This is a genomic window from Bradyrhizobium sp. MI1.11 (genome assembly GCF_055811255.1).
This window is the reverse complement of record NZ_JBVVPM010000027.1, coordinates 58,919-81,838: the sequence shown is the minus strand read 5'-3', so window position 1 is coordinate 81,838 and position 22,920 is coordinate 58,919. Positions and strand designations below refer to the sequence as shown.

General features: G+C 61.0%; 27 protein-coding genes and 1 pseudogene. 24 read left to right on the top strand and 4 right to left on the bottom strand.

What is annotated here, in order from left to right; all coding sequences use genetic code 11:
- Window positions 1-561 precede the first annotated feature (561 nt).
- The 4 genes from AC0L30_RS25135 to AC0L30_RS25120 form a co-directional block, all read right to left on the bottom strand.
- Window positions 562-1,008, bottom strand: coding sequence for a hypothetical protein (locus AC0L30_RS25135; protein ID WP_473405441.1), 447 nt, complete (start codon window positions 1,006-1,008; stop codon window positions 562-564).
- Between the two features lie 73 nt (window positions 1,009-1,081).
- On the bottom strand, window positions 1,082-1,336 hold the full coding sequence (locus AC0L30_RS25130; RefSeq protein ID WP_473405440.1) for a hypothetical protein: 255 nt from the start codon (window positions 1,334-1,336) through the stop codon (window positions 1,082-1,084).
- A gap of 20 nt (window positions 1,337-1,356) precedes the next feature.
- Window positions 1,357-1,794: a hypothetical protein gene (locus tag AC0L30_RS25125; protein WP_473405439.1), complete on the bottom strand. Its 438-nt coding sequence runs from the start codon at window positions 1,792-1,794 to the stop codon at window positions 1,357-1,359.
- A 4-nt stretch (window positions 1,795-1,798) separates the two neighbouring features.
- Window positions 1,799-2,218, bottom strand: coding sequence for a hypothetical protein (locus AC0L30_RS25120; RefSeq protein ID WP_473405438.1), 420 nt, complete (start codon window positions 2,216-2,218; stop codon window positions 1,799-1,801).
- A 1,017-nt stretch (window positions 2,219-3,235) separates the two neighbouring features.
- On the opposite strand from AC0L30_RS25120, the gene AC0L30_RS25115 reads away from it, so the two are divergent.
- From AC0L30_RS25115 to AC0L30_RS25000, 24 genes and pseudogenes are all read left to right on the top strand, one after another.
- The gene (locus AC0L30_RS25115) at window positions 3,236-3,619 is read left to right on the top strand and encodes a hypothetical protein (protein ID WP_473405437.1); all 384 of its coding nucleotides are present in this window, start codon (window positions 3,236-3,238) and stop codon (window positions 3,617-3,619) included.
- Window positions 3,612-4,256, top strand: coding sequence for a hypothetical protein (locus AC0L30_RS25110; protein WP_473405436.1), 645 nt, complete (start codon window positions 3,612-3,614; stop codon window positions 4,254-4,256). The genes AC0L30_RS25115 and AC0L30_RS25110 overlap by 8 nt, the downstream gene beginning before the upstream one ends.
- Window positions 4,231-6,042 carry a phage terminase large subunit family protein gene (locus AC0L30_RS25105; RefSeq protein ID WP_473405435.1) on the top strand — a complete coding sequence of 604 codons (1,812 nt, stop codon included), beginning with the start codon at window positions 4,231-4,233 and terminating at the stop codon, window positions 6,040-6,042. The genes AC0L30_RS25110 and AC0L30_RS25105 overlap by 26 nt, the downstream gene beginning before the upstream one ends.
- A 23-nt stretch (window positions 6,043-6,065) precedes the next feature.
- Complete coding sequence (locus AC0L30_RS25100; protein ID WP_473405434.1) at window positions 6,066-6,374, top strand: hypothetical protein; 309 nt, start codon at window positions 6,066-6,068, stop codon at window positions 6,372-6,374.
- On the top strand, window positions 6,359-7,981 hold the full coding sequence (locus AC0L30_RS25095; RefSeq protein WP_473405433.1) for a phage portal protein: 1,623 nt from the start codon (window positions 6,359-6,361) through the stop codon (window positions 7,979-7,981). Before AC0L30_RS25100 ends, AC0L30_RS25095 begins: the two co-directional genes overlap by 16 nt.
- A complete protein-coding gene (locus tag AC0L30_RS25090; RefSeq protein WP_473405432.1) occupies window positions 7,982-9,307 on the top strand; it encodes a S49 family peptidase in 1,326 nt (441 codons plus the stop codon).
- A gap of 36 nt (window positions 9,308-9,343) precedes the next feature.
- A complete protein-coding gene (locus AC0L30_RS25085) occupies window positions 9,344-9,754 on the top strand; it encodes a head decoration protein (RefSeq protein ID WP_473405431.1) in 411 nt (136 codons plus the stop codon).
- Window positions 9,755-9,827: 73 nt separating this feature from the next.
- Entirely contained in the window at window positions 9,828-10,841 is a 1,014-nt protein-coding gene (locus tag AC0L30_RS25080; protein WP_473405430.1) for a major capsid protein, read from the top strand.
- 81 nt (window positions 10,842-10,922) lie between these two features.
- The gene (locus AC0L30_RS25075; protein ID WP_473405429.1) at window positions 10,923-11,225 is read left to right on the top strand and encodes a hypothetical protein; all 303 of its coding nucleotides are present in this window, start codon (window positions 10,923-10,925) and stop codon (window positions 11,223-11,225) included.
- 63 nt (window positions 11,226-11,288) lie between these two features.
- Window positions 11,289-11,549, top strand: a complete 261-nt coding sequence (locus AC0L30_RS25070) for a hypothetical protein (RefSeq protein WP_473405428.1) — start codon at window positions 11,289-11,291, stop codon at window positions 11,547-11,549.
- A gap of 4 nt (window positions 11,550-11,553) precedes the next feature.
- Window positions 11,554-11,991 (top strand): hypothetical protein, encoded by a 438-nt coding sequence (locus tag AC0L30_RS25065; RefSeq protein WP_473405427.1) that lies wholly within the window; start codon window positions 11,554-11,556, stop codon window positions 11,989-11,991.
- Window positions 11,969-12,358, top strand: a complete 390-nt coding sequence (locus AC0L30_RS25060; protein WP_473405426.1) for a head-tail joining protein — start codon at window positions 11,969-11,971, stop codon at window positions 12,356-12,358. The genes AC0L30_RS25065 and AC0L30_RS25060 overlap by 23 nt, the downstream gene beginning before the upstream one ends.
- A complete protein-coding gene (locus AC0L30_RS25055; RefSeq protein ID WP_473405425.1) occupies window positions 12,355-13,200 on the top strand; it encodes a hypothetical protein in 846 nt (281 codons plus the stop codon). Before AC0L30_RS25060 ends, AC0L30_RS25055 begins: the two co-directional genes overlap by 4 nt.
- The gene (locus AC0L30_RS25050; protein WP_473405424.1) at window positions 13,200-13,415 is read left to right on the top strand and encodes a DUF2635 domain-containing protein; all 216 of its coding nucleotides are present in this window, start codon (window positions 13,200-13,202) and stop codon (window positions 13,413-13,415) included. Before AC0L30_RS25055 ends, AC0L30_RS25050 begins: the two co-directional genes overlap by 1 nt.
- 8 nt (window positions 13,416-13,423) lie before the next feature.
- Window positions 13,424-14,917, top strand: coding sequence for a phage tail sheath subtilisin-like domain-containing protein (locus AC0L30_RS25045; RefSeq protein ID WP_473405423.1), 1,494 nt, complete (start codon window positions 13,424-13,426; stop codon window positions 14,915-14,917).
- 69 nt (window positions 14,918-14,986) lie between these two features.
- Window positions 14,987-15,361, top strand: a complete 375-nt coding sequence (locus AC0L30_RS25040; protein WP_473405422.1) for a phage tail tube protein — start codon at window positions 14,987-14,989, stop codon at window positions 15,359-15,361.
- Window positions 15,362-15,369: 8 nt separating this feature from the next.
- The gene (locus AC0L30_RS25035) at window positions 15,370-15,660 is read left to right on the top strand and encodes a phage tail assembly protein (RefSeq protein WP_473405421.1); all 291 of its coding nucleotides are present in this window, start codon (window positions 15,370-15,372) and stop codon (window positions 15,658-15,660) included.
- Between the two features lie 168 nt (window positions 15,661-15,828).
- Window positions 15,829-18,099: a phage tail tape measure protein gene (locus AC0L30_RS25030; RefSeq protein WP_473405420.1), complete on the top strand. Its 2,271-nt coding sequence runs from the start codon at window positions 15,829-15,831 to the stop codon at window positions 18,097-18,099.
- Window positions 18,096-18,350: pseudogene (locus AC0L30_RS25025) on the top strand (DNA circularization N-terminal domain-containing protein); the annotation flags it as partial. The gene AC0L30_RS25030 and the pseudogene AC0L30_RS25025, both read left to right, overlap by 4 nt.
- Window positions 18,351-18,500: 150 nt before the next feature.
- Complete coding sequence (locus tag AC0L30_RS25020) at window positions 18,501-19,457, top strand: hypothetical protein (protein ID WP_473405497.1); 957 nt, start codon at window positions 18,501-18,503, stop codon at window positions 19,455-19,457.
- 36 nt (window positions 19,458-19,493) lie between these two features.
- Complete coding sequence (locus AC0L30_RS25015) at window positions 19,494-20,564, top strand: phage baseplate assembly protein (protein WP_473405419.1); 1,071 nt, start codon at window positions 19,494-19,496, stop codon at window positions 20,562-20,564.
- Window positions 20,564-21,274, top strand: coding sequence for a phage baseplate assembly protein domain-containing protein (locus AC0L30_RS25010; RefSeq protein WP_473405418.1), 711 nt, complete (start codon window positions 20,564-20,566; stop codon window positions 21,272-21,274). The genes AC0L30_RS25015 and AC0L30_RS25010 overlap by 1 nt, the downstream gene beginning before the upstream one ends.
- A 9-nt stretch (window positions 21,275-21,283) precedes the next feature.
- Window positions 21,284-21,823, top strand: a complete 540-nt coding sequence (locus AC0L30_RS25005; protein WP_473405417.1) for a phage GP46 family protein — start codon at window positions 21,284-21,286, stop codon at window positions 21,821-21,823.
- A 1-nt stretch (window position 21,824) separates the two neighbouring features.
- Entirely contained in the window at window positions 21,825-22,910 is a 1,086-nt protein-coding gene (locus AC0L30_RS25000; protein ID WP_473405416.1) for a baseplate J/gp47 family protein, read from the top strand.
- Window positions 22,911-22,920: the final 10 nt, after the last annotated feature.

The window sequence follows — 22,920 nt, the reverse complement described above, 5'->3', positions numbered from 1 at the left end:
TGGCGTAGTCACGGTTTGTCATTGGTTAGAATCCCTGATGGCCGCAAGATTTGAGAATCGCAGCCAACGAAGCCATGGCCGGGTGATTGTCAAAGCTTTCGCTTTCCGCAACGTCTGATGTAGCGGCTAGTTGCAGGTAAGCTTGGTGAATGGCGCGAATGGCCGCGACGCTATCAAGCGCGTCAAGGCGCGGACAATAAAGCTCAGTGTGCATTGGCGTTGCATCCTTTCGAATTGGACTCATCAGTAGCGGCATGACCGCTAGACGCGCTCGAAAGCGCGTTTCGTCCTAGTAGTAGCAATGGCGGAAAACGTAATTCCCGTTATCGTCGGTTGTGACGTAACCGCGAACGCGACAACCGGCCAAACTGCAAACGGCGGGAATTGAAAAGAAAGTATCGACAGGCCCGGTTATGTAAACCGTTCGCCGCATATCGCCCGACATGTTGGCGAGTTGGCAATTCTCGACTTTCGAGAGTGTGGGACCGCCAAACCAACGCGCAAACCATAGCGTTGCGCCGTCCCCTTGAGATTCCGAATAGTCCGCGCGATATTTTTGCATCATGCGACCTCCCGCATGCGGGGCATAGACTCGAGTTTCGCGCGACGCGCGGCAACGGTCGCGCGCGCTTCGCTAATGGCGATTCGCACCATTTCGGGGAAGTAGTGGCATATGCAAACGTTGGCGCCGCGCTTCGCTCGCATGATTGAGCAGTTGCGGTCTAGCGGGTCGGCGCCGCGATGAGCGGTCCAAAACTCTGCTACGTTGTCGCGGCCGTACACGCTACCGTAAAGGGAATCGCGGCCGATAGTTTCACCGTCAAACTCCACTTCAACGAAGGAAGCGAACGCGACATATTCGCCGCTGTCTAGCGCGGCTTGCGTTTCGCCTTCCGTGTCGTCACCATCGTATTTATACCCGTGCTGGCGTTCGATGCGAAACGTGACGGTGAAATTGGCAGTTTCAAACTGCCATTTGATTCCGCTATGGTGTTGTGGGCGTGACATGGCGTTGTCTTTCCTTTCGAGGACTCATCAGTAGCGGCATGACCGCTAGACGCGCTCGAAAGCGCGTTTCGTCCTAGTAACGAACGTTCGCAAACATGACGGTGCATGAACGATACGGGCGGAACTCCCATGTATCGCCATTGCAATAGGCGCGACCTCGAACGCCGCTTAGACCCATTGCGGCCTTAGCGCGTCGCATCACAGCGAGGTCAGAAAGCCCGACAGGCAATTCCAGGGTTTCGCGCTTAACCCATGAATAGTTAGCTTCTCCCGCGAACGTGTCGGTATATTCGACATCAACAGAGAACGTTTCGGCTTGCTTTGCCATTGGCGTTAATCCCTTTCGAATTAGCGAACGTGAATCCAACCGCGATAAACTTCGCAGTAGGACTCGCCGAACGTCTTTGCGGCTTTGTGCAATTCGTCCCCGATTTGGCCTAAGCCGCGGTCCCAAAAGCCGACGCCATGACCTTGACGTGAGAACCAAAAATCCCGTCCGGCCTGTTCGTCACTGTAACCGTGCGACTCGGTCGCGCGATTGATCCATTGCTGCGCAAAGCAGCCGTCCGGCATGATGTAGCCAAGGAACGAATCGCAATCGGCTTTGATCTCGCGGATTGAAGCGCGCGCTAGACGCTCGACTCCGAGGTCGTTTAGAAGATTCTCGCGTTCGTCCCCGGTATCGCCATTCGTGAAAAACATTGCCTCCACATAGCCTTTGGCGAAATCGGAAAGCGCGTCATAGGAACGCGGGGCAGGGCAATCGTTCAGGATGAATTCAGGCATGGGCTTAGCCTCCGAAATAAAAGCAGGAGGCATAGGCGAGAAGAATCTTTTCGACGTTGTCGGAGTTAGCGGGCCTCCAATCCGTCCAGGGCGTAAACCAATCTTGGAATTGGATTCGCGCGCTTTCCGGTTGGCGGTATTGATCCAACTCGCCAACAATCTGCACAGCCGGTCCGCCCGTGCAAAGCAGGATACGGAATTCAGCCGGAGCATTGGGCGCGCTTTCGCTACCGGGGGAATACCACTCGCTTCTAACTTCGACGCTTAGCGCGTCCTCTTCGATTGCGCGCGTTGCGTCCTCGCGTGCATCTTCGTTGTCGGTTTGCTCTGCTTTGCGAAGAGCAGAGACCGTTTCCACAATGGAGTGAAATTGCGCGATAGCTTGGCGCCGCGCGTTTTCGAGCTTGTCACTTGGCGTTGTCATTGGCGTTAGTTCCTTTCGTTGGACTCATCAGTAGCGGCCTGACCGCTAGACGCGCTTGCGCGCGTTTCGTCCTATTTGTGAGGTGACGCAACTAACGAGCTAGACGCGCGAAAGCCCTGGACGCGGCTGGCGTTTGCCGCGTCGCGCTTATTGAGCATGCAGCCAACGGCCGCGAATAGAATGACGATTGCGATTGAAAGCGCGATGGTAACGCCGCGCGCAAGTTCGATCATGTAAGCGGCGAACATTAGCGCGCCCTCGCGGCAAGCGTCATGCAATCGCGGAACCGGCTAAGCCACGACTCCGCGCACATTCGGCCGATGAACTCGCCATTATGTCGCAGGGTATAGAGGCCGCAAAAATAGGTCGCCTCAATACCCATTAGTTGGCAGAGTTCAACCAGCTTAGCGTTTGCTGTGTGTGAGTTCATTAGCGCGCCCTCGCAATGCAGAACGAAAAACAAAAGCGGCCGATACGGAAGAACCGTAGGCCGCCAACCCGTTTCGCTGTGACGTTGAATACACTTGGCGTTGACATGGCGTTGTCCTTTCGAGAGGCGGCCGTGGGGGCCGCATGCATTGTTAGATCACAAACCTAACAGCATGACAAGCGTGCGTGCGGGCTTTCGTTCCTGATAACGCAAGGCTTTCCCGCGCTCTAGCGTCTTTGCCTAATGGCCTCCTAACAGGCCGCGCGCTTGTCCGCGCCATGTCGCGCTATGCGCAATCCGCATGCAAAGCAAGCGGCATGCCATGCGGCGCCGCGCTCCGCTGTAATCCGGCGTGATTGCGCCAATAGCTAGACATATCAAGGGGTTGCTGCACGTTGTAACAGACCGTGATCGCAACCACCCCCCGGGTCCGGGTCCCTGCTAGGCCCACCCCCGTCTACCGGGGGCATTCGCCGCCCCCGAAAGTCCGCACCGTTTTAGCGAAAATCCGCACTCTTGATGCATCGCGCAGTCATGCGTCAGACGCAGGAGAAACGTCATCTAACACCCCTTCGGAGACCCCCGTCATGGCAAATTCGCAGTCGCCTCGTCGCCGAGGCAGTGTTGACGCTTGTGTTGCTGAGCTGCCGAGCGTCGTCAAGATCGGCGCGTACGATTGGACAGTCGTGATCCTCGACGTGTTCGAGGAAGACAACTGCGGGCAGTCAGATTTCGAGACTCGTGAGATCAAACTGTGGGTGAAAAATCTCACGGACGCAAATCACGCTGTCGGAATCTTTCTGCACGAGTGCCTCCACGTCATATTCGACAATCAGGGCCTCGAACGCATGAAGCGCGGGAAGGATGACCGCGAAGAGCAGATCATTCTCGGTTTCGAAGCGGGTCTGATCTCGCTGTATCGAGACAACAAGAAGCTGCTTACGTGGATGCGGAAGTGGTTACATGCCTGAGTTGCCGCGGAAGCTCCCCGCAAAGAGCATCGCGACCCTCTTCGGCGTCAGTGAACAGCGCATCTCGCAGCTCAAAAGGAAGGGCGTGCTCAACCCCGACCGCGCGAACCTCTACGACGTAGAGGAAGCGATGAAGGTGCGCGGCTTCCAAATGAGTGAGCATGGCGTTCGCGTTGTCGCTCAACAGTTCAGCAACGGCACAGGACAGATCGCCGACGCGAAGATCACGCCGCTCAACGGAGTCGAGCTGAGCGCGGAGGATCGCGAGGTGCTTGGCGTCGATATGGCGCAGACGCGCCCGTCACCGCACAGCGTAGTGGCTGCGCAATCGCGCCTGTCGGAGTTGCGCGAGCAGAAGCTGCGCGCCGAGCTTGACCGCGCAGAGGCGCGGCTGAAGCGGGAGCGGGGCGAGCTGGTGGAGCGATCCGGCGTTTACTCGGCTGGCGTCTCGGCCGGGCAAGCGATTGCGAACATCTTGCAGAACCTCCCCGCCGAGATCGCCTCGATCTTCGCGGACCCCGAAAAGAAAGCGGAGGTTCGGCTGAAAGTGCAGACGCGCTGCGACCAAGCGCAATACGCGCTCTTCAACGCGCTGAAAGGTTATGCGGACGATGAAACAACCGGACCCCCTGTATGAGGGTCTGGCCGAAGGTCTGAAGCCCAAACCGAAGCTGTCGCTGTCGGAGTGGGCTGAAAAGAAGCTGGTGCTCCCGCCCGAGCGCTCGGCAAGCCCCGGCCCGTATCGCATCGGCGATGCCACGTTCCAACGCGGTATGATGGATGCGATCACAGACCCCGATAACGAAGACATCGTCTTCATCACGTCATCCCAGGTCGGCAAGACCACCATCCTTGTCGCGGCGCAGGGCTACTACTGCGAAGCTGAGCCTTGTGCGCAGCTCTCCGCTTGGCCCACGCAAGACCTAGCGGACGGATTTCAGGAAGAGTCGTTCAGCACCACCGTGCGAGACTCGCCTGATTGGAAAGCCGTGATGACATCGGGCACCGAGTATCGCGGTGGCCAGATCAACTTCGTCGGCGCCAACACGCCGAACAAGCTCGCGATGCGTCCCATCCGCGTCGTCACAGGCGACGAGATCGACCGCTGGCCGATCAGCTCGGGCAAGGAAGGCTCGCCCGTCCAGCTCGCGAAGAAACGCCGAACGACCTACCGCAACCGCAAGGGGCTGTGGGTCTCGACGCCGGTCCACGAAGAGACCAGCGTCATCGTGGCACTATTCAAAGAAACGAAGCAGCACTACTTCCACGTCACATGCCCGTCGTGCTCGCAGAAGCAAGTGCTGAAGTGGGAGAACGTGATCTTCAAGAAGGGTCACGAGAACGACGCGGAGTACGCCTGCGAAGGCTGCGGCGATCTGTGGAACGAGATGACCAAGCGTCGCCTCGTTCGCGAAGGTGAGTGGGAGCATCTGAAGAAGTCCCCCTTCAAATGCTTCGTGGCAGAAACCGATCCTAAGCCGAACAACGTCGGTTTCTGGATCAATGAGCTGTACTCGCCTTGGTCGTCGATGCGCGAAATGGCGAAAGCTTGGACGGACGCCGAAGGCAAGCCAGAAGAAGAGCAGACGTTCTTCAACACGCGTCTAGGGCTTCCTTATCGCGGTGGCATTTCCAGTTTCGCTGATGCGGACGTGCTGAAGCAACGGCGCGAGAAGTACGACCCGAGGAAGGTGCCGAAGCGCGCCGTCTTGCTCACCGCCGCTGCGGACGTGCAGGACGACCGTATCGAGGTGCTCGTCACAGCGTGGGGTAAGGGCGATGAATGCTGGCTGCTCGAACATCACGTCATTCAGCTCGATCCGAGCACGGATGCCGCGTGGGATGAACTCGCGCAGTTCTTGCAGAAGGGATACCCGCATCTCGGAGAGGCGAAGGAAACGCTCGGCATCGCCGCGGCGACCGTCGACTCGGGTGGCCACTTCACCCAGCGCGCGTATCAGTTCAGCGCGAAGTGGCTGAAGGTCGGTCGTCGCTGGTACGCGCACAAGGGCGTGTCCGGTGAGCAGAAGCCGATCTGGATACAGTCGGAGCAGCGCTTCAAAGACAACATCAAGCTCTTCTTGATCGGGGTCGATGACGCGAAGACGACGATCTACACGCGCTACTCGAATCTGAAGCCCGGTCCTGGCTACGTCCATATCCACGAGGGTATCGACGACGACAAGATTGCGCAGATGACCTCGGAGCGCGCGGAGACGGAGTACGTCGACGGGTATCCGAAGCGGAAATGGACGAAGCCGCGTCATCGTCGAAACGAGATGCTCGATCTCATGGTCTACAACCATGCAGTTCGATGCTCCCTCAACATCGACACGGATGCTTGGCTCGTGCGGCTCAACACCCCGAAAGAACAACAGCCCAAGGGCCTCGACGCTTATGAAGTCGGCAAGCTGTTCAAGTAAACACGATCCCCGGAGAGATAACGATGGCTAACACTGCGTGCCCTCCGGGGCGCTACGACGTGAGTGGTACGAATGACTGCGTCGCCAAGTGCGCGATGCTCTATGAAGCGTACGTCGCCTGCGTGAGTGGAAAGACGCGTGTGGTTGTGCGCTTCAACGACCGATGGAGCGAGTACGCGAAGCCCGACGCGGCGGCGCTGCTGTCGCTCTACCAGACGCTCTACACCCAATGTCCAGGCGCTCAAGCTGCGGGCCTGCCTAATCTGAACCCGAACATGAAGGTTCAGCGCGGGCGGCCTGCGCGAGGATTCTTCTCATGGCCGAACTTGTGAACGACCACACCGCCGCATTCGCCGAGTTTGGGTCGGAGATCGGCCCTGGTCGCAGGCGCGTCGGGTTTACGCCGTCGCTGTCGTCTTCGGACTCGATGGCGTGGCGCAACAAAGACAACTTCATGGCCGAGGCGCGGGATGCCGCGCGCACCAACCCGTACGGCCGCAGCGCCACGCGCTCGACGGTCGACGCGGTCATCGGCCTGAATTTCAAACTCAATTACATGCCCAACGCCGAACTGCTCGGCGTCGATCCGCAAGAGGCGCTCGAATACGCGCAGATGATCGAGAACGCGTGGGAAGTCGAAGCGACTTCACCGTGGTTTCCGCTCGACGCACAACGTGCGCAGACCTTTAGCGGTTTGATGCGGACGGCCTACTCGACGTTCTTCTCTGACGGCGAGGTGCTCGCGACCATCGAATGGAAGAAGGCGCCGAACGGCAACCGTACGTGCCTCCATCTGCTCGCACCCGAGCGGCTGTCGGACCCTCGCGGGGTGGCAGACTACACGGGCAAGCGGCGAATGGGCGTCGAGCGCGATCAGCATGGCGCCCCGGTAGCCTACCACATTCGAGAGTCCACGCCGAGCGACGTGTGGATTTGGGGACCGGCCGCCTCGCAGTTCTCCTGGCGCCGCGTGCCTCGTTACACCCCGTGGGGCCGCCAGAACGTCATCCACTTCTTGGAGCGCGATCAGCCTGACATGACGCGAGGTATCACCTCGTTCACGACGGCGCTGCTCCCGATGCGGCTGCTTCAAGACTACAACGTCACCGAGCTGGAAAGCGCGGCGATCCGCGCGACCTACGCGGCCGTGATCCAATCTGATCTGGATTACGAGCAGGCGATGAAGGTGGTCGGCGCGGACAACGCGAACGCGATTAAGAGCAACGCGGTGCTCGACTTCACGCTGCAAATGATGGCGAACAACGCGTCCTACTACAAGGGCCAGGAGTTCAAGTTCGGAAAGAGCAAGGTTGCGCACCTTCTGCCGAACGAAGAGTTGAAGATGATCCAGGGCAATCAATCGGTGTCTGCCCTGAAGGACTTCAATTCTGTCAACCTCTACACGCTCGCGTCTGCGCTCGGCGTCGACTACGCCACGTTGACGAAAGACTTCTCAGCCACGAATTATAGTGGCGCTCGCGCCGCACTGTTCGACGTGTGGCGTTCCTACGAAGTGCGGCGTTCGTCGTTCATCGACGCGGTCCCGGTGCCGTTCTTCGCGGCTTGGCTTGAAGAGCAGATCGCGCTCAAGAAGTCGATCCCGATGCTCGGCAAGAAGTCGTTCTACGAAATGCGCGAAGCGATCTGCCGCTGTTCGTTCGATACGTGGTCGAAGCCGCGGCTCGATCCGCTCAAAGAGAACCAAGCCGACCAAGTCCTCTACGACATGGGTGCAATGTCTCTGCAAGAGATTTGCGCACAGGACGGTCGCGATTGGCGCAAGGTTCTTCAGCAGCGGGCGCAGGAGAAGGGAGTGATGAACGAGCTTGGCCTGAAGCCCGAGGACATTAACCCCGAACTGAACGCCAACAAGATCAAGGCGAACATGGCGAAGGCCGGATCGGGGGAAGACTCCGGTGGCGGTGGAGGCGGAACCTAAATGACTTATCTCGCAAATCTGGCGACACGTTTATTCAACGTGCCGCTACTCATTACGCCGGAGTACGGCAGCGTCGTTACAACGGTGCTGGCGGATCGCATCGAAGTGCAGCCGATGGCGGCGGACGATGTAGTGCAGAGCTACAACCGGCCGAACAACCGTTCCGTGATGAACCCGCGTACCGGCATCGTCACGCTGCCCATCGTGGGCGGCTTGATCCACCGCGGTAGTCTCGAAGCATCGAGCAGCGGCGGCAACATGATGTCGTATACTCGGCTCCACACCGAGGTCGACGCGCTGCTCGCTGACGACAAGGTCCGTGGCATCCTGCTCGACATCGACAGCGGGGGCGGGGAGGCGGCCGGGCTCGCGGAGCTGGTCAGCTACATCCCGAGCGCCTCGAAGCAGGCGGGCAAGCCGGTATGGACTATCGCCAACACCACGGCGGGCAGCGCGGCTTACTGGCTCGGCTCTGTCGGCGACCGCATGTTTGCCGCGCCGAACTCGCGCGTTGGCTCTGTGGGTGTCTACGTCCAGCACGTCGACATGTCCAAGGCCGTCGAGAAGCGCGGCATGGTCGTGTCCTTCATCTACGCAGGCGATCACAAGATCGACGGCAACCCGTTCGGGCCGTTGCCCGACGACGTTCGCGCTAACATCCAGGCGAGCGTCAATTCCCTCTACGGAGATTTCGTCAGCGCCGTGGCGAGCAATCGCAAGCTTGACGAGAAAGTGGTTCGGGACACGCAGGCAAGGGTCTACGGACCCGCTGATGCCTACGAGCTTGGACTTGTCGACGGTGTTGGTGGCTTAGGCAGTGTGCTTGCTGCCTTCACCGAGCATCTTAACCGGCCCTTCGTGGGCTACACGTCAAATGGAAGTCAAATGAAAGAACTCGTCTACGGTCAGACTGACCTCGATAAGGCGCGTGCGGAAGGGTTTGCGAACGGCAAGACCGAAGCAACTGCCTCCGTCACCGAACTCACCTCCAAGCTCGACGCTGCCGCCACCGACCGCAAGGCGCTGCTCACCGCGTTCGCCGAGATCGCTGGCGACAATCCCAAGGTCGCGATCTTCGTCGAAGCGCTGAACGAAGGCGGCTCGGTCGCCCTGGCCTCGAAGATGGCCGCGAAGGTCGAAGCTCCGAAGGCGGCCCCGGCTGGCGGGAAGACCCAGGCTGATGTCGACGCGTTCATGGCGGGCCACGCTCCGAACGTCTCGGACGACGGCGGCAATGGCGAAGTCGATTCGAAGGCCGCGCGCCTTGCGGAGATCGCTGGCGCCGCGTCCTCGTTCAACAAGAACCGCGGCTTTGCGCGCGCCTAACGCGTAACGTTCGTAACCTCACACAAAGGGCAATCAATGTCTTACTCTTCCATTCCCTACCCGGCTCGCCACGTTGACGCCGACTCTTGGGCTCCCGGCAATGATCTCGAAATGCCGGGCTCGCGTCCGCGCTTCCAGAACATGACGCTCACGGGCGGCGTGGTCTACGCGAAGGGCTCCGTGCTCGGTGCCGTCACTGCCACCGGCAAACTGAAGCTCGCTGCTTCGGCCGCTGGCGACGGTTCGCAGACCCCGATTGCGGTCCTGAACACCGATGTCGACGCGACCGCGAACACCAACGCCGACGTGACCTTCGACGTGATGGTCAGCGGCGCGATCCTCAACCCGGCCGCTCTCGTGCTCGGCGCGGGCACTACCTCGGGCGCCGCGCAGTCCGCGCTCCTGGGGCGGGGCTTCTCGTTCCGCACTCCGGGCTTCTCCGGCTAACCGTCCTTTCGAAGGGAAAGCAAATACAATGACCGTGAACATTTCTCGTTACGAGACGTGGGAACTCGACGCGATGGTGACGCAGATCGTGCGTCCCAACCCGTGGCTGCTCCGCACGTTCTTCGGAAACCAGAAGTTCTTCGACACCAAGCAGATCGAGTTCGACATCGTCGACCGCGGTCGTCGCATGGCCCCGTTCGTCGCGCCCCAGGTTGCGGGTAAGCCGATGGTCCGTGAGGGCTACCGGACCCGCACGATCACCCCGGCTTACATCAAGCCGACCGATCTGGTGCGGCCCGATCAGGCGTTCACCCGCCTCGCTGGCGAGGGCGCTTACGGCGGTGTGCTCACGCCGAAGCAGCGCTTCGACAAGATCGTGATGGAGTACCTCACCCTTCACGAAGACGCCATCGACAACCGGCTGGAATGGATGGCGGCGCAGGCCCTCGTTACGGGCGGCATCACCATCTCGGGCGAGTCGTACCCGACCACCCGCGTTGACTTCGGCCGCGACGCCTCGCTGACCGCAGCGCTGGCGGGCGGCGCGAAGTGGGACCAGTCGACCGCGACGCCGATCAACGACATCGAGACCTTCTCGCTGCTCGTTACTCAGTTGTCGAAGGGCGCCATCGTCACCGACCTCGTCATGGACGGTCAGGCTTGGAATCTTCTGAAGAAGAACTCGCAGATCACCGACCTGATCGACATCCGCTTCCGTCGCAGCGCCGGGACCGGCGAGACCAGCGTCGACAGCGGCCCCCGCACCAAGCTCAACGAGCCGGTGTACGTGGGCACGCTTCAGGGCAAGATCGACCTGTGGGTGTACGACTCGTACTACCTCGATGACGCGGGTGCTTCGCAGCCGTACATCCCGGCCAAGACCGTGATCGGTGTCGCGTCCGGCGCGCTGGAAGGCACGCAGTACTACGGCGCCATCATCGACCTCGACGCCGAGATTCAGGCACGCCGTTCGTTCACCAAGACGAAGGTGCTGTTCAATCCGTCGGGGCTCGAAATGGTCACGCAGTCGGCGCCGCTGGTTGCGCCCAAGCGCCCGAACACCACGTTCGTGCTGACCGTCGCGTAAGGTCTGTCACCTCACGCGTGTAGCTCGGCCGCTTCGTCTTATCGACGGAGCGGCTTTGACCCCACAGGAGAAAGAGAAGTCATGGCTTCCATCGTTACCACCAAGAGCGTTGTGATCGGCGTCCCCGTCTTCGACGGCAAGGGCAAGCCCGTCACCGAGAAGATCAAGTTCGGCAATCGTGAGCGCGAGCATCACGTTCACGACAACACCACGCACCTTGCGGGCACCGTGTTCGAGATCGGCGAAGAGAGCGATCCGGCCAGCGGCATCGTCAGCAAGGAGCTGGCCGACGAGCTGAAGGCGGACGGTCATGCGCGCGACCACGTCCTCGGCCTCGACGACGACGAAGTGTCGCCCGTCAAGGATGCGGACGTTCTGTCCTAACCAACCACAGACCGCGAGGTGGGGTGAACAACTCCACCTGGGGTCTCAAACTCGGTAGGGCAAATGGATGTCTCCGGCATGACTGCGGATGATCTGGCGAAATTAGTTCGCGAAGCCATCCGCGCAGAGTTTACCGCTTGCGGACTTCTCGCGAGCACACCCGCCGAGCAAATCGAAGCGCAGTCGGATTTCTTGTTTCTGCGTCGATGGCGAAAGGCATACGACAACCTCGTCACCAAAGTCGGCTCAGCCGTGATCTTTATGATCGTGACGTTCGTTGGCGGCCTTATCGCGCTCGGCTTCAACATCAAATTCGGAAAGTAGCGCGATGCTGGTCTATTCCACTGCCGGGCAGGTTGATTGCCGCTCGGTGACCGTCCCGGCGTGCGAGCCGGATGGCGACGCCTCACAGAGCGCGCAGATCGCGGCGCTTGGCTGCTTCCAAATGCGGAAGCGTGACACTGTCGACTTTACCGTCGATTGGTCGGAATGGCTCAAGGCGAACGGCAATGCGCAGTTGTCGGCCGCCACATTCGCTGTCGCGACCGATAGTCCGAAGACGCCGACCGTCTCCGGGCAGGCGTTCTCACCCGCGGGCAAGTGCGCTGTCGTGTTGACGGCCGCTGACGACGCCCTGGCGGGCGACGCTTACTACGTCGATCTGACCATCACCGTTGCGGCGACTGCCGCGGTGACCCCGGCCGACGTGGCGATCCCGGCGCGAACGCTGGTGAGGCGCATTCATGTCGTCGTCATCAACGGGTAGTTGGTTCGACGCTGAAGCACAGAGCCTGCGTGAGCTGATCGAAGAGTACGGTGAAGCATTCAATTGCTTCCCGCACACGACGCAGCGCATCAACTTCCCGACTGTCCCCGACCCGAGCCGTCCTGCGTACGGGTTCGAGGGCATCTACGAGCGTGACGCCAAAGACGTGACGCTCGGGCTCGGCGAGGTGAATGTCTCCACGCGACATCTCTGCGTCACGGCCCTGGCCTGCGATGTCCCTGGCATCGCGCAGGGCGACCGGCTTCAACACAAAGACACTGGCGAGCTGTTCGAACTCACCGACGTTCGGCCTGATGGGCTGAGCGGCGTCGAGCTGCGCATGGTGCAATTGGGGAGACAGAAGTGAGCCTCAATCGTTTGATGCTTCGAGCGCTCGCGTGCGTGGCGCTCCAACAGCAAGCCGACGACACCGTTCCGCCTACGATGGCAGAGGACCGCGTCTTCGACAGCCGTATCGACCCGTTGGTGTTTCGGAAGTTCGAGAAGCCGATGCCCGGCATAACGGTCTACACCGACGACGACAACGGCGAATTGCAGAACCGCGCGAGTGGAGATGGGCCGTTTAGGCGGTGGGTCGATCTGCGCGTCGAGATCGTGATCGGGAGTTTCGACACGGAAATCATCGACAACGTCCAGCACGTTGTGTTCGACTTGCCGATGACCGACGCGCAGCTCGAAGCGCAGCTCGATCTATTCGAGACACAGACGAAGTGGGCGCTCTTCCAGCTTCCGAACCGCGTCTATACGAACGCGTTTCGCCTGTTCGTGAAGCGCATTGAGTCGATCACCTCGCACGCGACGCGCGACGAGACAGGTAACAACCGATTCGCCTCGCGGCGTCTCCACTTCCGGTGCGAGATCAACGACGATTGTCCGCCCGGATGGTACGGGGTCGACAACGGTCAGCCGCATCCGGCCCTGATCCCGTTCTGTGACAAGCTCGACAAATTCCCTGCGCCGTGGATCACGCCAATGCTGCAAGCCATGTGCTCGCAGCCTGCAATGCAGGGCGTCCTCAACATGCTCGCAGGCACAGGCAATCCGTACACGTACGTCCCGCTGCTCAAACGCATCGGCATCAACGTGGACGCAGTCGAACCCGAAGCGGACCCGAACCTCCTGGCCGCCCAAGGGAAAACGCAAGGCCCTGACGGGCGTATCGAGGTTCAGAAACTCTTGGAGCTTTAATGTCAATCCAGATCGTAAAGATCATGCCGGTCGAAGGCCGACTGATCTTGATGCCCGACAGGGACTTCCAACCCGTGCCCGCTGAAGGTGCTCGCGTCTACAAGGACGCGTTCTACACGCGGGCAATCAACCAAGGCGATCTCGAAGAGCTGCCGGACGAAGTCCCTTCGACCGTCACGCCTCTCCCCGACTCGCCGTCCATCTCCGAAAAGTGAGGGCCTAGATGCCGATCCAGTTTAACCAGATTCCGGGCAACATCCGGGTCCCCTTCGTTCGCTTCGAGGTGAATGCGGGGCAAGCTCCCTATCAGTCCATCCAGCGCCTCGTGCTGTTGGGCCAGAAGACCACCGCGGGTAGCGCTGTCGCCGACAAGCCTATCGTCGTCAGTCAGGGTGAAGACGGTCTGTTCGGGCCGGGCTCCATGCTTGCGGCCATGTATAAGATGGCGCGCACCCAGGCTCCGTTTCAGGAGATTTGGTGCCTTCCGCTGTCCGACGCGGGCGGCGCGTCCGCGGCTGTCGGTTCGATCAAGTCGGCGCTGCCGACATATTCGACTAGCATCGTCGTCTACGTTGGCGGCTATCGCATCTCCGTCCCCGTGAACGCACTGATGACCGCGGCCAATGTCGCGACCGCGATTGCGGCGGCCGTCAACGGTGCGGTGGGCTTCACCTCGAACGGCCAGACCATGCTCATGTCGGCGGCCATCGACGGCACCGACTCGGCGAAGGTCAACCTGACCGCGGTCAACAAGGGCACCCTCGGCAACTCGATCCGCATCGAGACGCGCATCTACGCCGACGACGGCGATGCCGCCGACCAGCTCTTGACCATCGTGCAGCCCACGGGCGGTGCGGGCGATCCCGACATCACCAACGCGATCTCGAACATGGGCGACGATCAGTGGGATTGGATCGTGTCGCCTTATTGCACTGGCGCGATGCTCACGCAGATTGAAGCGTGGCTCGACAGCCGGTGGGGTCCGATGTCGCAGCGCTACGGGCACAACATCAGCGCCATGAACGGCAGCGCAGGCTCGGTGCAGACCTTCACTTCTGCTCGCAACTCCTGGCACACGTCGATCATGCCGACCAACAACGCACCGCAGCCGACTTTCCTGTGGGCCGCTGCCGTTGGCGGCAAGGTCGCCGAGCACTTGCAGACCCCGCCCGAACTGTCGCGTCCGCTTCAGACCGTCGTTCTCAAGGGCATTCTGCCCCCGAAGAACGTTGCGGATCAGTGGAGCACCGTGCAGCGTCAGAGCTTCTACTACGCTGGCGCCTCGGGCTATCGCGTGCAGGACGGCGAGGTGCAGATCGACCGCTTGATTACGACGTACCAGCGCAACGCGTGGGGCTCGCCGGATCAGTCGTGGCTCGACATCAACACCATCGCGCAGCTCATGTACGGCTTGCCGTTCATCATGCAGTACATGACCTCCATGTACCCGCGCGCCGCCCTGGTCGACAGCAACCCGAACAACATCCAGGGTTTCGTCACTGTCGACGACATCCGCAACGCGTTCATCCACGCGTACAAGCAGCTTGAGAACATCGGCGTGTTCGAGAACTCCGAGCTGTTCAAGCAGTTGATCGTCGTCGAACGCGATCAGCAGGACCCGAACCGCGTCAACACCTACCTGCCGCTCGATCACGTCAATCAGTTGCGGGTGCTGGCGGTCAACGCGACCTCGTTCCTGCAATACCCCACGGCCTAACAGCCACCCACACCAACTTAGCGAAAACGCCGCCCATCGAGGCGGCGTTTCGCGTTTAGGAGACAAGACATGGAATGCTGTAGCGCTGCGGGCGGTCGCGTCATCATCACCGCCAACGGCCAGCGATGGTCGGCGCGTTCGTCAGTCACCGTCGAGCCGATCAACTTCGAACGTTCGGTCGGGTCTAATCAGGACGGTACGATCTTCGTCACGACCAAGCCCGTCCCCGCGAGCGCAGAGATCGTTCTGTCCGACTCGTGCGGCATGCGGATCGAAGACATCATGGGATGCCCGCTCGATGTCACCATCGAACTGATCGACGTTCGGCGTCGGTATCTCTTCACCAAGGCAATCGTCGTGGGTCGGCCGAAGCTCGACACCGAGACCGGCGCAATCTCCGGCCTCACCATCACGTCGAACGCCGCTTCCTACGAAAACTACTGAGGTAACCAATGGCTGAACCGATCCCGCTGAGTCGGCCGCTGAAGACTCACAAAGGCGAGGTCTCGGAGCTGACGCTTCGTGAACTCGACGCTCGCGACATCGTCGAAGCGCGACAGTCCCCGATCAAGATCGCCCGCGTGGGCGAAGAGGTCGTGCATGAGTATCGATACGACGTGGTCATGAAACTCGCGTCCATGATGACCGGCCACGACGAAGTCGTGCTCGGCGGTCTCAAGGGCGGCGACTTCCACAAGTTGACGGCCGCGGTCGTCGACGAGTGGAATCGCTTGGGGGAATAAGAGATCGCATCAGGTTTCTCTTCGTCGTCGCCCGGATGCCGCCATCGGAAATCCGGGCGATGTCGTCGCACGAAGAGATTAGAGCTTGGTGCGATCTGATCGTTGCGAACAAAGACGACTACTTCAAGCATAGGGGCTCCTGATATGCAGACTTTCCAGACCGCCGCAGTGGTCGGCCTGATCGACAACATGTCAGGGCCTCTGAAGACCTTGGCGGCGCAAGCGAAACAGCTCGCCAAGACTATCGATGCCGGGAAGCTCGACCCCTCCGGCGTCAATCAATACGCTGCGGGCCTCAACAAGGCGAACACCGCTGCGAGAGAACACCTAACCCTCGCCAACCGCATTCACGCCGCCTGGAAGGGCATCAGCGGGTTGGCAGCGGGGGTTGCCGCCTCGAAGATCGCACACGGCAGTGTCGAGGCGGTCAAGCGCTACGCGCCGCTCGAAAGCGAGACGCGATACCAGAAGGCGGTCGGCAACTACAGCAGCGCCGACATGGCGATGCTCGACAAGCAAATGCAGGTCGCGGCTGACAAGTGGGGCATGAAGTTGCTCGACACCAAGCACGCGCAGCAAGTGTTCACGACCCGAGCATTCAGCGCGCCGATCACGGAGGCCGCGACGAACGCATCTATCGTGCTTGGTCGCGCGATGAATACCAGCGCTGAAGAAGCCGGTAAGATGATCGAAGGCGCGGTGTTCGGCCAGGGCATCCATCTGAAGGACCCCGCGTCTGCGCGCCTGGAAACGATGCGTGCTGCCGACATGGCGGCCATCGCGGCCAAGAAGGGCGCGATGACCCCGGAGGACATCAAGCAGCTCAACATCTACGGTATGGCCCCTGCGCACGCGGCGGGCCTTACGCCCGAACAGGTCTACGCGACCGGCATGACCTTCAAGCGCGCGAACATTGACGGCACCCAGGCGGGTACGTTCATGCGCGCCGCGTCCTCGCGCCTTGTGGCTCCGACCACGATGGGTCGCGACGCTATGTCCCTGATGCTCGCCCGTCAGGGCAAGACGCTGGACGACTTCACGGGTGGCACTGATCTGTCGCCGGAGGCGATGGACCGCGCGCTCGCGCAGAACGGCAAGGGCCGGAGGCTGACGGCCAAGGGCATCGCGGCGTTCAATGAGGCGGTGAAGGCCGGACGCGAAAGCGACAACCCGGAAGACGACGTGTACGCGAGCCGCGCTGCATTCGCCGCAGCGGCCCGTAAATCACTCGAAGAGAGTGGTCAGACGTTCGACAAGGGCGAGGTGCCGAAGATCGTTGCGCACATGCTGCGGCTGCGCGACATCGGCATGCAGAAAATCAAAGCTGGCGAGCTGTACGAGAACATCCTTCACAACGCTACGCAGCAAGAGAAGATCAAAATCTTCGGCGACAAGCAGGGTGGTCGCGCCGGTTCGCTCGACCCGAAGCAGTACGACGAGTACAAAAAAGACGAAGAGCAGTCGACCGGCTACGCGCAGAAGATCGCTGAAGAGCGCATGCAGGGCCTCTCCGCTGCTATGGGTCGCCTCGAAGCGTCGGTTGACAACTTCACGAACCAATTGGTGAAAGCCAACGAGTCGTGGCTCACCTCACTGATGCGTACAGGCGGCGACATTCTAACCTGGGGCGCCGGGCTGAGCGATACGACCAAGCAGGCGGTTACGGCCGCTGGTGCGCTCGCCACGCTAGGCGGCGCAGCCTACGGGGCGAAGACCGCACTCGACATCATATCGGGACTGAAGGGCAAGGTGCCTGAAGTGCCCGGACTGCCGAGTGGTGCAACCGCCGCGGAAGCAGCGAAGGGCGGCTGGAAGGCCGCGCCCCACGAGAATCCGTTCATCCCGAGCAGCATGCGCAACCCGACGTTCCCTGAAGGGAAGTGGGTGGAGCCCGCAGCAAAGCTCAGCAAGTTGGGTCGTGTAGCCGAGGGGCTAGGTTGGCTCGGCCTCGCGGCTGATGCCTACTACGGCACCAAGGACATCTACGGCGCCACGCTCGGGGAGGGCTCCGAAGCCGACCTCGATCTGAAGGGGCTAACGTCCGAGTACGGCCGCGTTCGCCGCCAGAACAGGTTGTGGGGCGGCAAGCCACGAGACATCGTCGCTGGCGGTGTCAAAGGGCTCGACGCCTCCATGGGCACGAGCAGCGCAGGGTGGCAAGACTCCGCTACGACTTGGTCCCCGACGAAGGAGGCCAATTGGGGCAGCGGGTCGTCGACCTCGAAGCAGATCGACGTGACCGGAACGGTTACGGGATCGGCAGAGGTCCACAACAACGTGCAGCTCGAACTCCGGCCGTCGCAATACTTCGAGCGGCTCGTGCAGCGCGCGGAGAGCGTCGCGAACATGTCGCTCAACGGCAAGCTCGGCACCAGCATGCAAGGCCCTGGCGACAACGGCACGAAGCCTAGCGCCAGCACAGGGACATCAGGGCAATGACGTGTATCTGCATTGACGACCTACGCCCCGCATCGTTTCGGGGCGTAGCGTTCTTTGTCGCCAACGACAAAGGCGAATACGGTCGACGAGATGTCGTCCACGAATATCCGAACCGCGATGATCCTTACGTCGAAGACCTCGGCCAGAAGGCGACGCGGTTCTCGGTTTCAGGCTATCTGGCCGGAGACGATTGGAAAGCGCAGAAAGACGCCCTGGTCGCGGCCTGCACGGCGCGCGGCCCCGCGATCCTGCAACTGCCGACTGAAGCACCGACGTTGGTGGCTTGCCTAACGCTTTCGGTGTCGCGTTCGAAAGACGAGTGCGGCTTCTACGGCGTGCAAATGGAGTTCGTCAAGTCGAAGAACTTCAGTGCGCCGATTGCGGTCGGCGTTCTCGAAAGCATGATCGGCGGCATCTTCAACTCTGCGATCCCGATGCTCACCTCGTTTTTCGACGCCAAGGCCGTAACGGACAACGTCCTGTCATACGTGGCAGACAACCAGCTCAACCGCATCGCAACGTTTGCGAGCGACATTATCGCCGCGGTAGAGAGCGCGCCTTCCGCCGACGCGGACTTATCGACGGATGCTGTCCAGGCGGGGATCAGCATCTACCACAACGCGCAAGCGTACGCGCAGCCCGGTACGGACAAGTCGGTCTATCTGGCGCAGCAACCGCTCGCAAGCGCAGTCATCGGCAAGGTCGCCACCGACACGGGCGTAACGCAGGTTAGCAGCGCTGGTGTGACGATCACCAGCGGCGCGGCGGCAATCGTACCGATGGTCGCCTATGCGATCAACACGCTAGGCAACTCGCAGTCGCCGGACGACGCCGTCAATTCGCTTAGCGCGCTTGCGGCGTGGAGCGTCGACGAGATTAGTCTTACCGAGCTTCAGGCGCAGGCGAACGCGTTCTCGGGTGGCCCGACCGCCAAGCCGGTCAGTAAATCAGACACGGCCGATGCAACGAATGCCGCGGCGTTTTGCGGCGTAGTCCGAAGCTTCGCGCTCATGAAGCTGGCGCAGGCGATCACAGCAAAGACGTTCCGCACGAGAGCCGAGGCCATCCAGGCGCGGGCCAACGTGGTGGAGCTGTTCAACGCGCAGATCGCGATGTTCGAGGAAGACGAGATTGTCAACATCATGCTCAGCGCTCGCGACGCGGCCGTCCGCTCAATCAGCGAGCGTATGGCGAGCATCGTGCCGATCCTGACCATCAACGCCCCAATGAACAAGCCGTCGCTCTATTGGGCGGCGCGTCTCTACGACAACGCAGCGCGGGCGGAAGAGCTTTCCGACCGCAACGACGTGGTCAATCCGGCCTTCATGCCGTCCACCTTCGAGGCGCTCGCGCGGTAACCGTGCGGGCGTCCTCGCCTTGAGGATCAGCCCGCAATGACCGACCAAACCACCAAAGTATCGTTCATCGTTGGAGGGATGGAATACACCGCGTTCGAGCGTGCAGCCGTCAGCTACTCGGCGAACAAAGCAGCTCGCGCCTTTGCATTCACCGTCACAGATGCAGCGTTCGGCGAAGACCTCGCCTGGAATTTCATGCCCGGCACCCCCGCTACCGTTCTCGCCAACGGCCAGCTTCTAGTGACCGGCTACATCAACACGATGACCCCGAGTTTCGACGCGAAGAACCACACCGTAGAGGTGAGTGGTTCATCGAAGGGCTTCGACTCCGTGAAGAGCGCCGCCGAACACGAGAAGGGGGAATTTAGAAAGAAGACCCCGCTTCAGATCGCGCAAGAACTCGACAAGCAGGGCGTCGGCTTTTCGTCGGACATCCAGCAGAAGCAGATCGAGTATTTCCGGCTCAACCCCAACGAGACCGTATTCGAAGCCGTCGAACGCGCGACGCGGCGTTTCCCGCAGCTCCTGCAAGGCATGCCGGACGGGTCGATCAAGCTGACCAAGGGAGGTACGGGCGGGCAGAACTCACCGTTGATCGAAGGCTTCAACATCCTCGGCGGCAGCGCCACGTTCGACGATACCGATCAGCACAGCGAGTACAAGGTAAAAGGCCAGCGCGTCTTCGGCACCGACAAGAAGTCGCTTCAGATCGTCGCGACCGAGAAGGACAGCTCGGTTAGGCGCCATCTGCCGAAACACATTCACCAAGAAACCGACATAGACGACGACAGCGCGAAGAACCGGGCCAAGCACCACAAGAATCGGCAGCAGGGCGAGAGCGTCACCGCGCGCATCAAAACGCAGTCGTGGTTCGACAGCGCCGGTCAGCTATGGGTCGCGAATGGGCTCGTCTACGTCATGTCGCCGACCCTCAAATTGAGTCAGCAAATGCTCATCAAGGACGTGTCGCTCTCCCAGGACAACGGGAGTAGCGGCACGCACGCGCAGCTCTCCCTCGTTCTGCCCCAGGCGTTCGACGGTGAAGGCACGGGCATGGGCAGCGGCGGCGCTGGGTCCGGCGCGCAATCCCCGTGGAGTGGGTTCTAATGGAAGACTACTATACGCACCGAAACTCCGGGCACCGCTACCTAATCAAGAAGATCGACGACAGCAAAGACATTCAACTGATCGATGCGGACGGGCTTGCCGACGAGCAGCACACGCAGATCATGCGGGTCTATCCGCACGGCTTCTCTTCGCATTCCGTCGACGAAGCTCACATGTTGTCAATCGGTCTCGGCGGCCGTCGCGACCTGCTCGTCGCGCTCGGCGGCGAGCACGCGAAGAAGCGTCCGAAGAACCTGCCGAAGGGCGACACCATCCTCTACAACGCGGAGGGTGATGCCATCCGGCTCTTCGGTAAGAAGACGCTCGACATCACGCACGCCAAGAACATCAAGCTCAGTATCGGCAAGGGCTTGAAGGACAGCCAGGGCCAAGGCGGGCAGGGCTCGACCTCGGGGCAGAGCGGCGACAACGGCAAGGAAGCCGAAGCCGGTGAAGACAAAGACGTGAGCATCGTCCTCAAAGAAGACAGCATCACGATCACCAAGGGCAAGACGACCGTCACGCTCACGGCTGACTTCTTCCAGGCAAAGCATGGCGACGCAATCGTCAAGATCGACGACAACCAGATCAGCGTGAAGCATCCGCAGAAGGTCGTTGTCGATGCTGCCGAAATTCTGCTCGGCGAGAATGCGGTGCTGCCTGTCGGCCTCTGCGGGGGCGGCTGCGCGACGAAGGTCTACGCCGAATAAAGGGATCACATGGACATTCGCATTCGCGAAGCGGAAGGAACGGACAAGCAGCCGTTCCTTCTGTGGGACACCTATTGGAATGAAAGCGATCTCGGCGAGTTCGTGTGCGATTGGAAGGCCGCAGGGCCGAGCGCACCCGGCAACGCGTACGGTCTCGCCGCGGATCATGCGCTCAACACCGCGATCCTAATCAGCCTGTTCACATGGCGGCGAGCCGAACCCTACGACGTGCTGCCGTCTGGCGCCGACCCGAAGGGTTGGTGGGGCGATAGCGTCGATCTCGAAGAGAACGAGACGCGAATTGGCTCGCGTCTGTGGCTGCTCATGCGCTCGACGCTCAACAACGAAACGGCTCGCAAGGCTGAAAGCTACGCGTACGAAGCGTTGCAGCCGTTGATCGACCAGGGCGCAGTAGCCCGATTCGAAGTCGTCGCGACGCCGGACATCGTCAAAGGATACCTCGTGCTCGATGTCCGCGCCTACAGCCAGGACGGGCAGAAAATCTACGAGCAACAATTCGAACGCATCTGGCGTCAGGAGTTTCCGTAAAATGGCTTTCCAAATGCCTGACATGAAGGCGATGGTGCAGCGAGCGCGCAACGCATTCCGCGCTGAGACGCCCGGCACCGACGCCTGGGTCTGGCCCAACAACATCTACGTCAGCGCCAAGGTCATCGGCGGCGCGGTGTGGGAGGTGTTCGGCCGTCTGAAGTGGATGGACCGTCAGCGTTTCGCGATGACAGCTACCGGCTATGAGCTGGATCGCCACGGCCTAGACTACGGCATCGGCCGCAAAGCCGCATCGTACGCGCAGGGCAGCGTCACCGTTGCAGTCACCAGCTATCCGTTCGCGGTGCCGTCCGGCACTGTCTTCACCCGCTCAGACGGCGCGTCCTTCACCTCCACGAAGGCCGTGGACGTGGGGCAGTGGTCGCTAACGGCGACGGTCCCCGTCGTGGCGGATGCTGCCGGGAAGAGCGGCAACACCACGTACGGCACGCCGCTTGACACTTCGCTGAGCGGCGTTGCGTCTGTCAACGTCGACGAAAACGGCCTCGGTCAAGGCGCAGATCAGGAGACAGACGAGCAGCTCCGCGTCCGTATCCTTATGCGCAAGCGCTACCCGCCCCACGGAGGCGCGGAGAGCGATTACGTGCAGTGGGGGCTTTCACTGCCGGGCGTGACGCGGGTGTTCGCGAAAGGCAACGCCTTCGGCAAGGGCTCGGTCGGCGTGTGGTTCTTGATGGACGACACGTACATCGCTGGCATCCCGCAACAGGCCGACGTGGACGCAGTTCAGTCGTATATCGATAGCGTAGCGCCGGTTACGGCTAACGTGATCGTGCAGGCACCTATCGCTGACTGCATCGACATTGTCATCCGCAATCTCTCGCCCGATACGCAGGACGTGCGGGAGGCCGTCGCGGCTGAGCTGCAATCGCTCTTCCGCAGAACAGCCACGGTCGGCCTGCCGGACGCTCCGTTCGTTCTGTACCGCTCGGCTGTGTGGCAGGCGGTCGGAAATGCCACGGGTGAACAGCACCACGAAGTGGTTGCCCCCTCTACCGACATTTCGTTCGCGGTCGGCACGATGCCGTGCCTCCGTAGCGTAACGTTCATGCCTGAAGGAAGCTAGGACGATGACT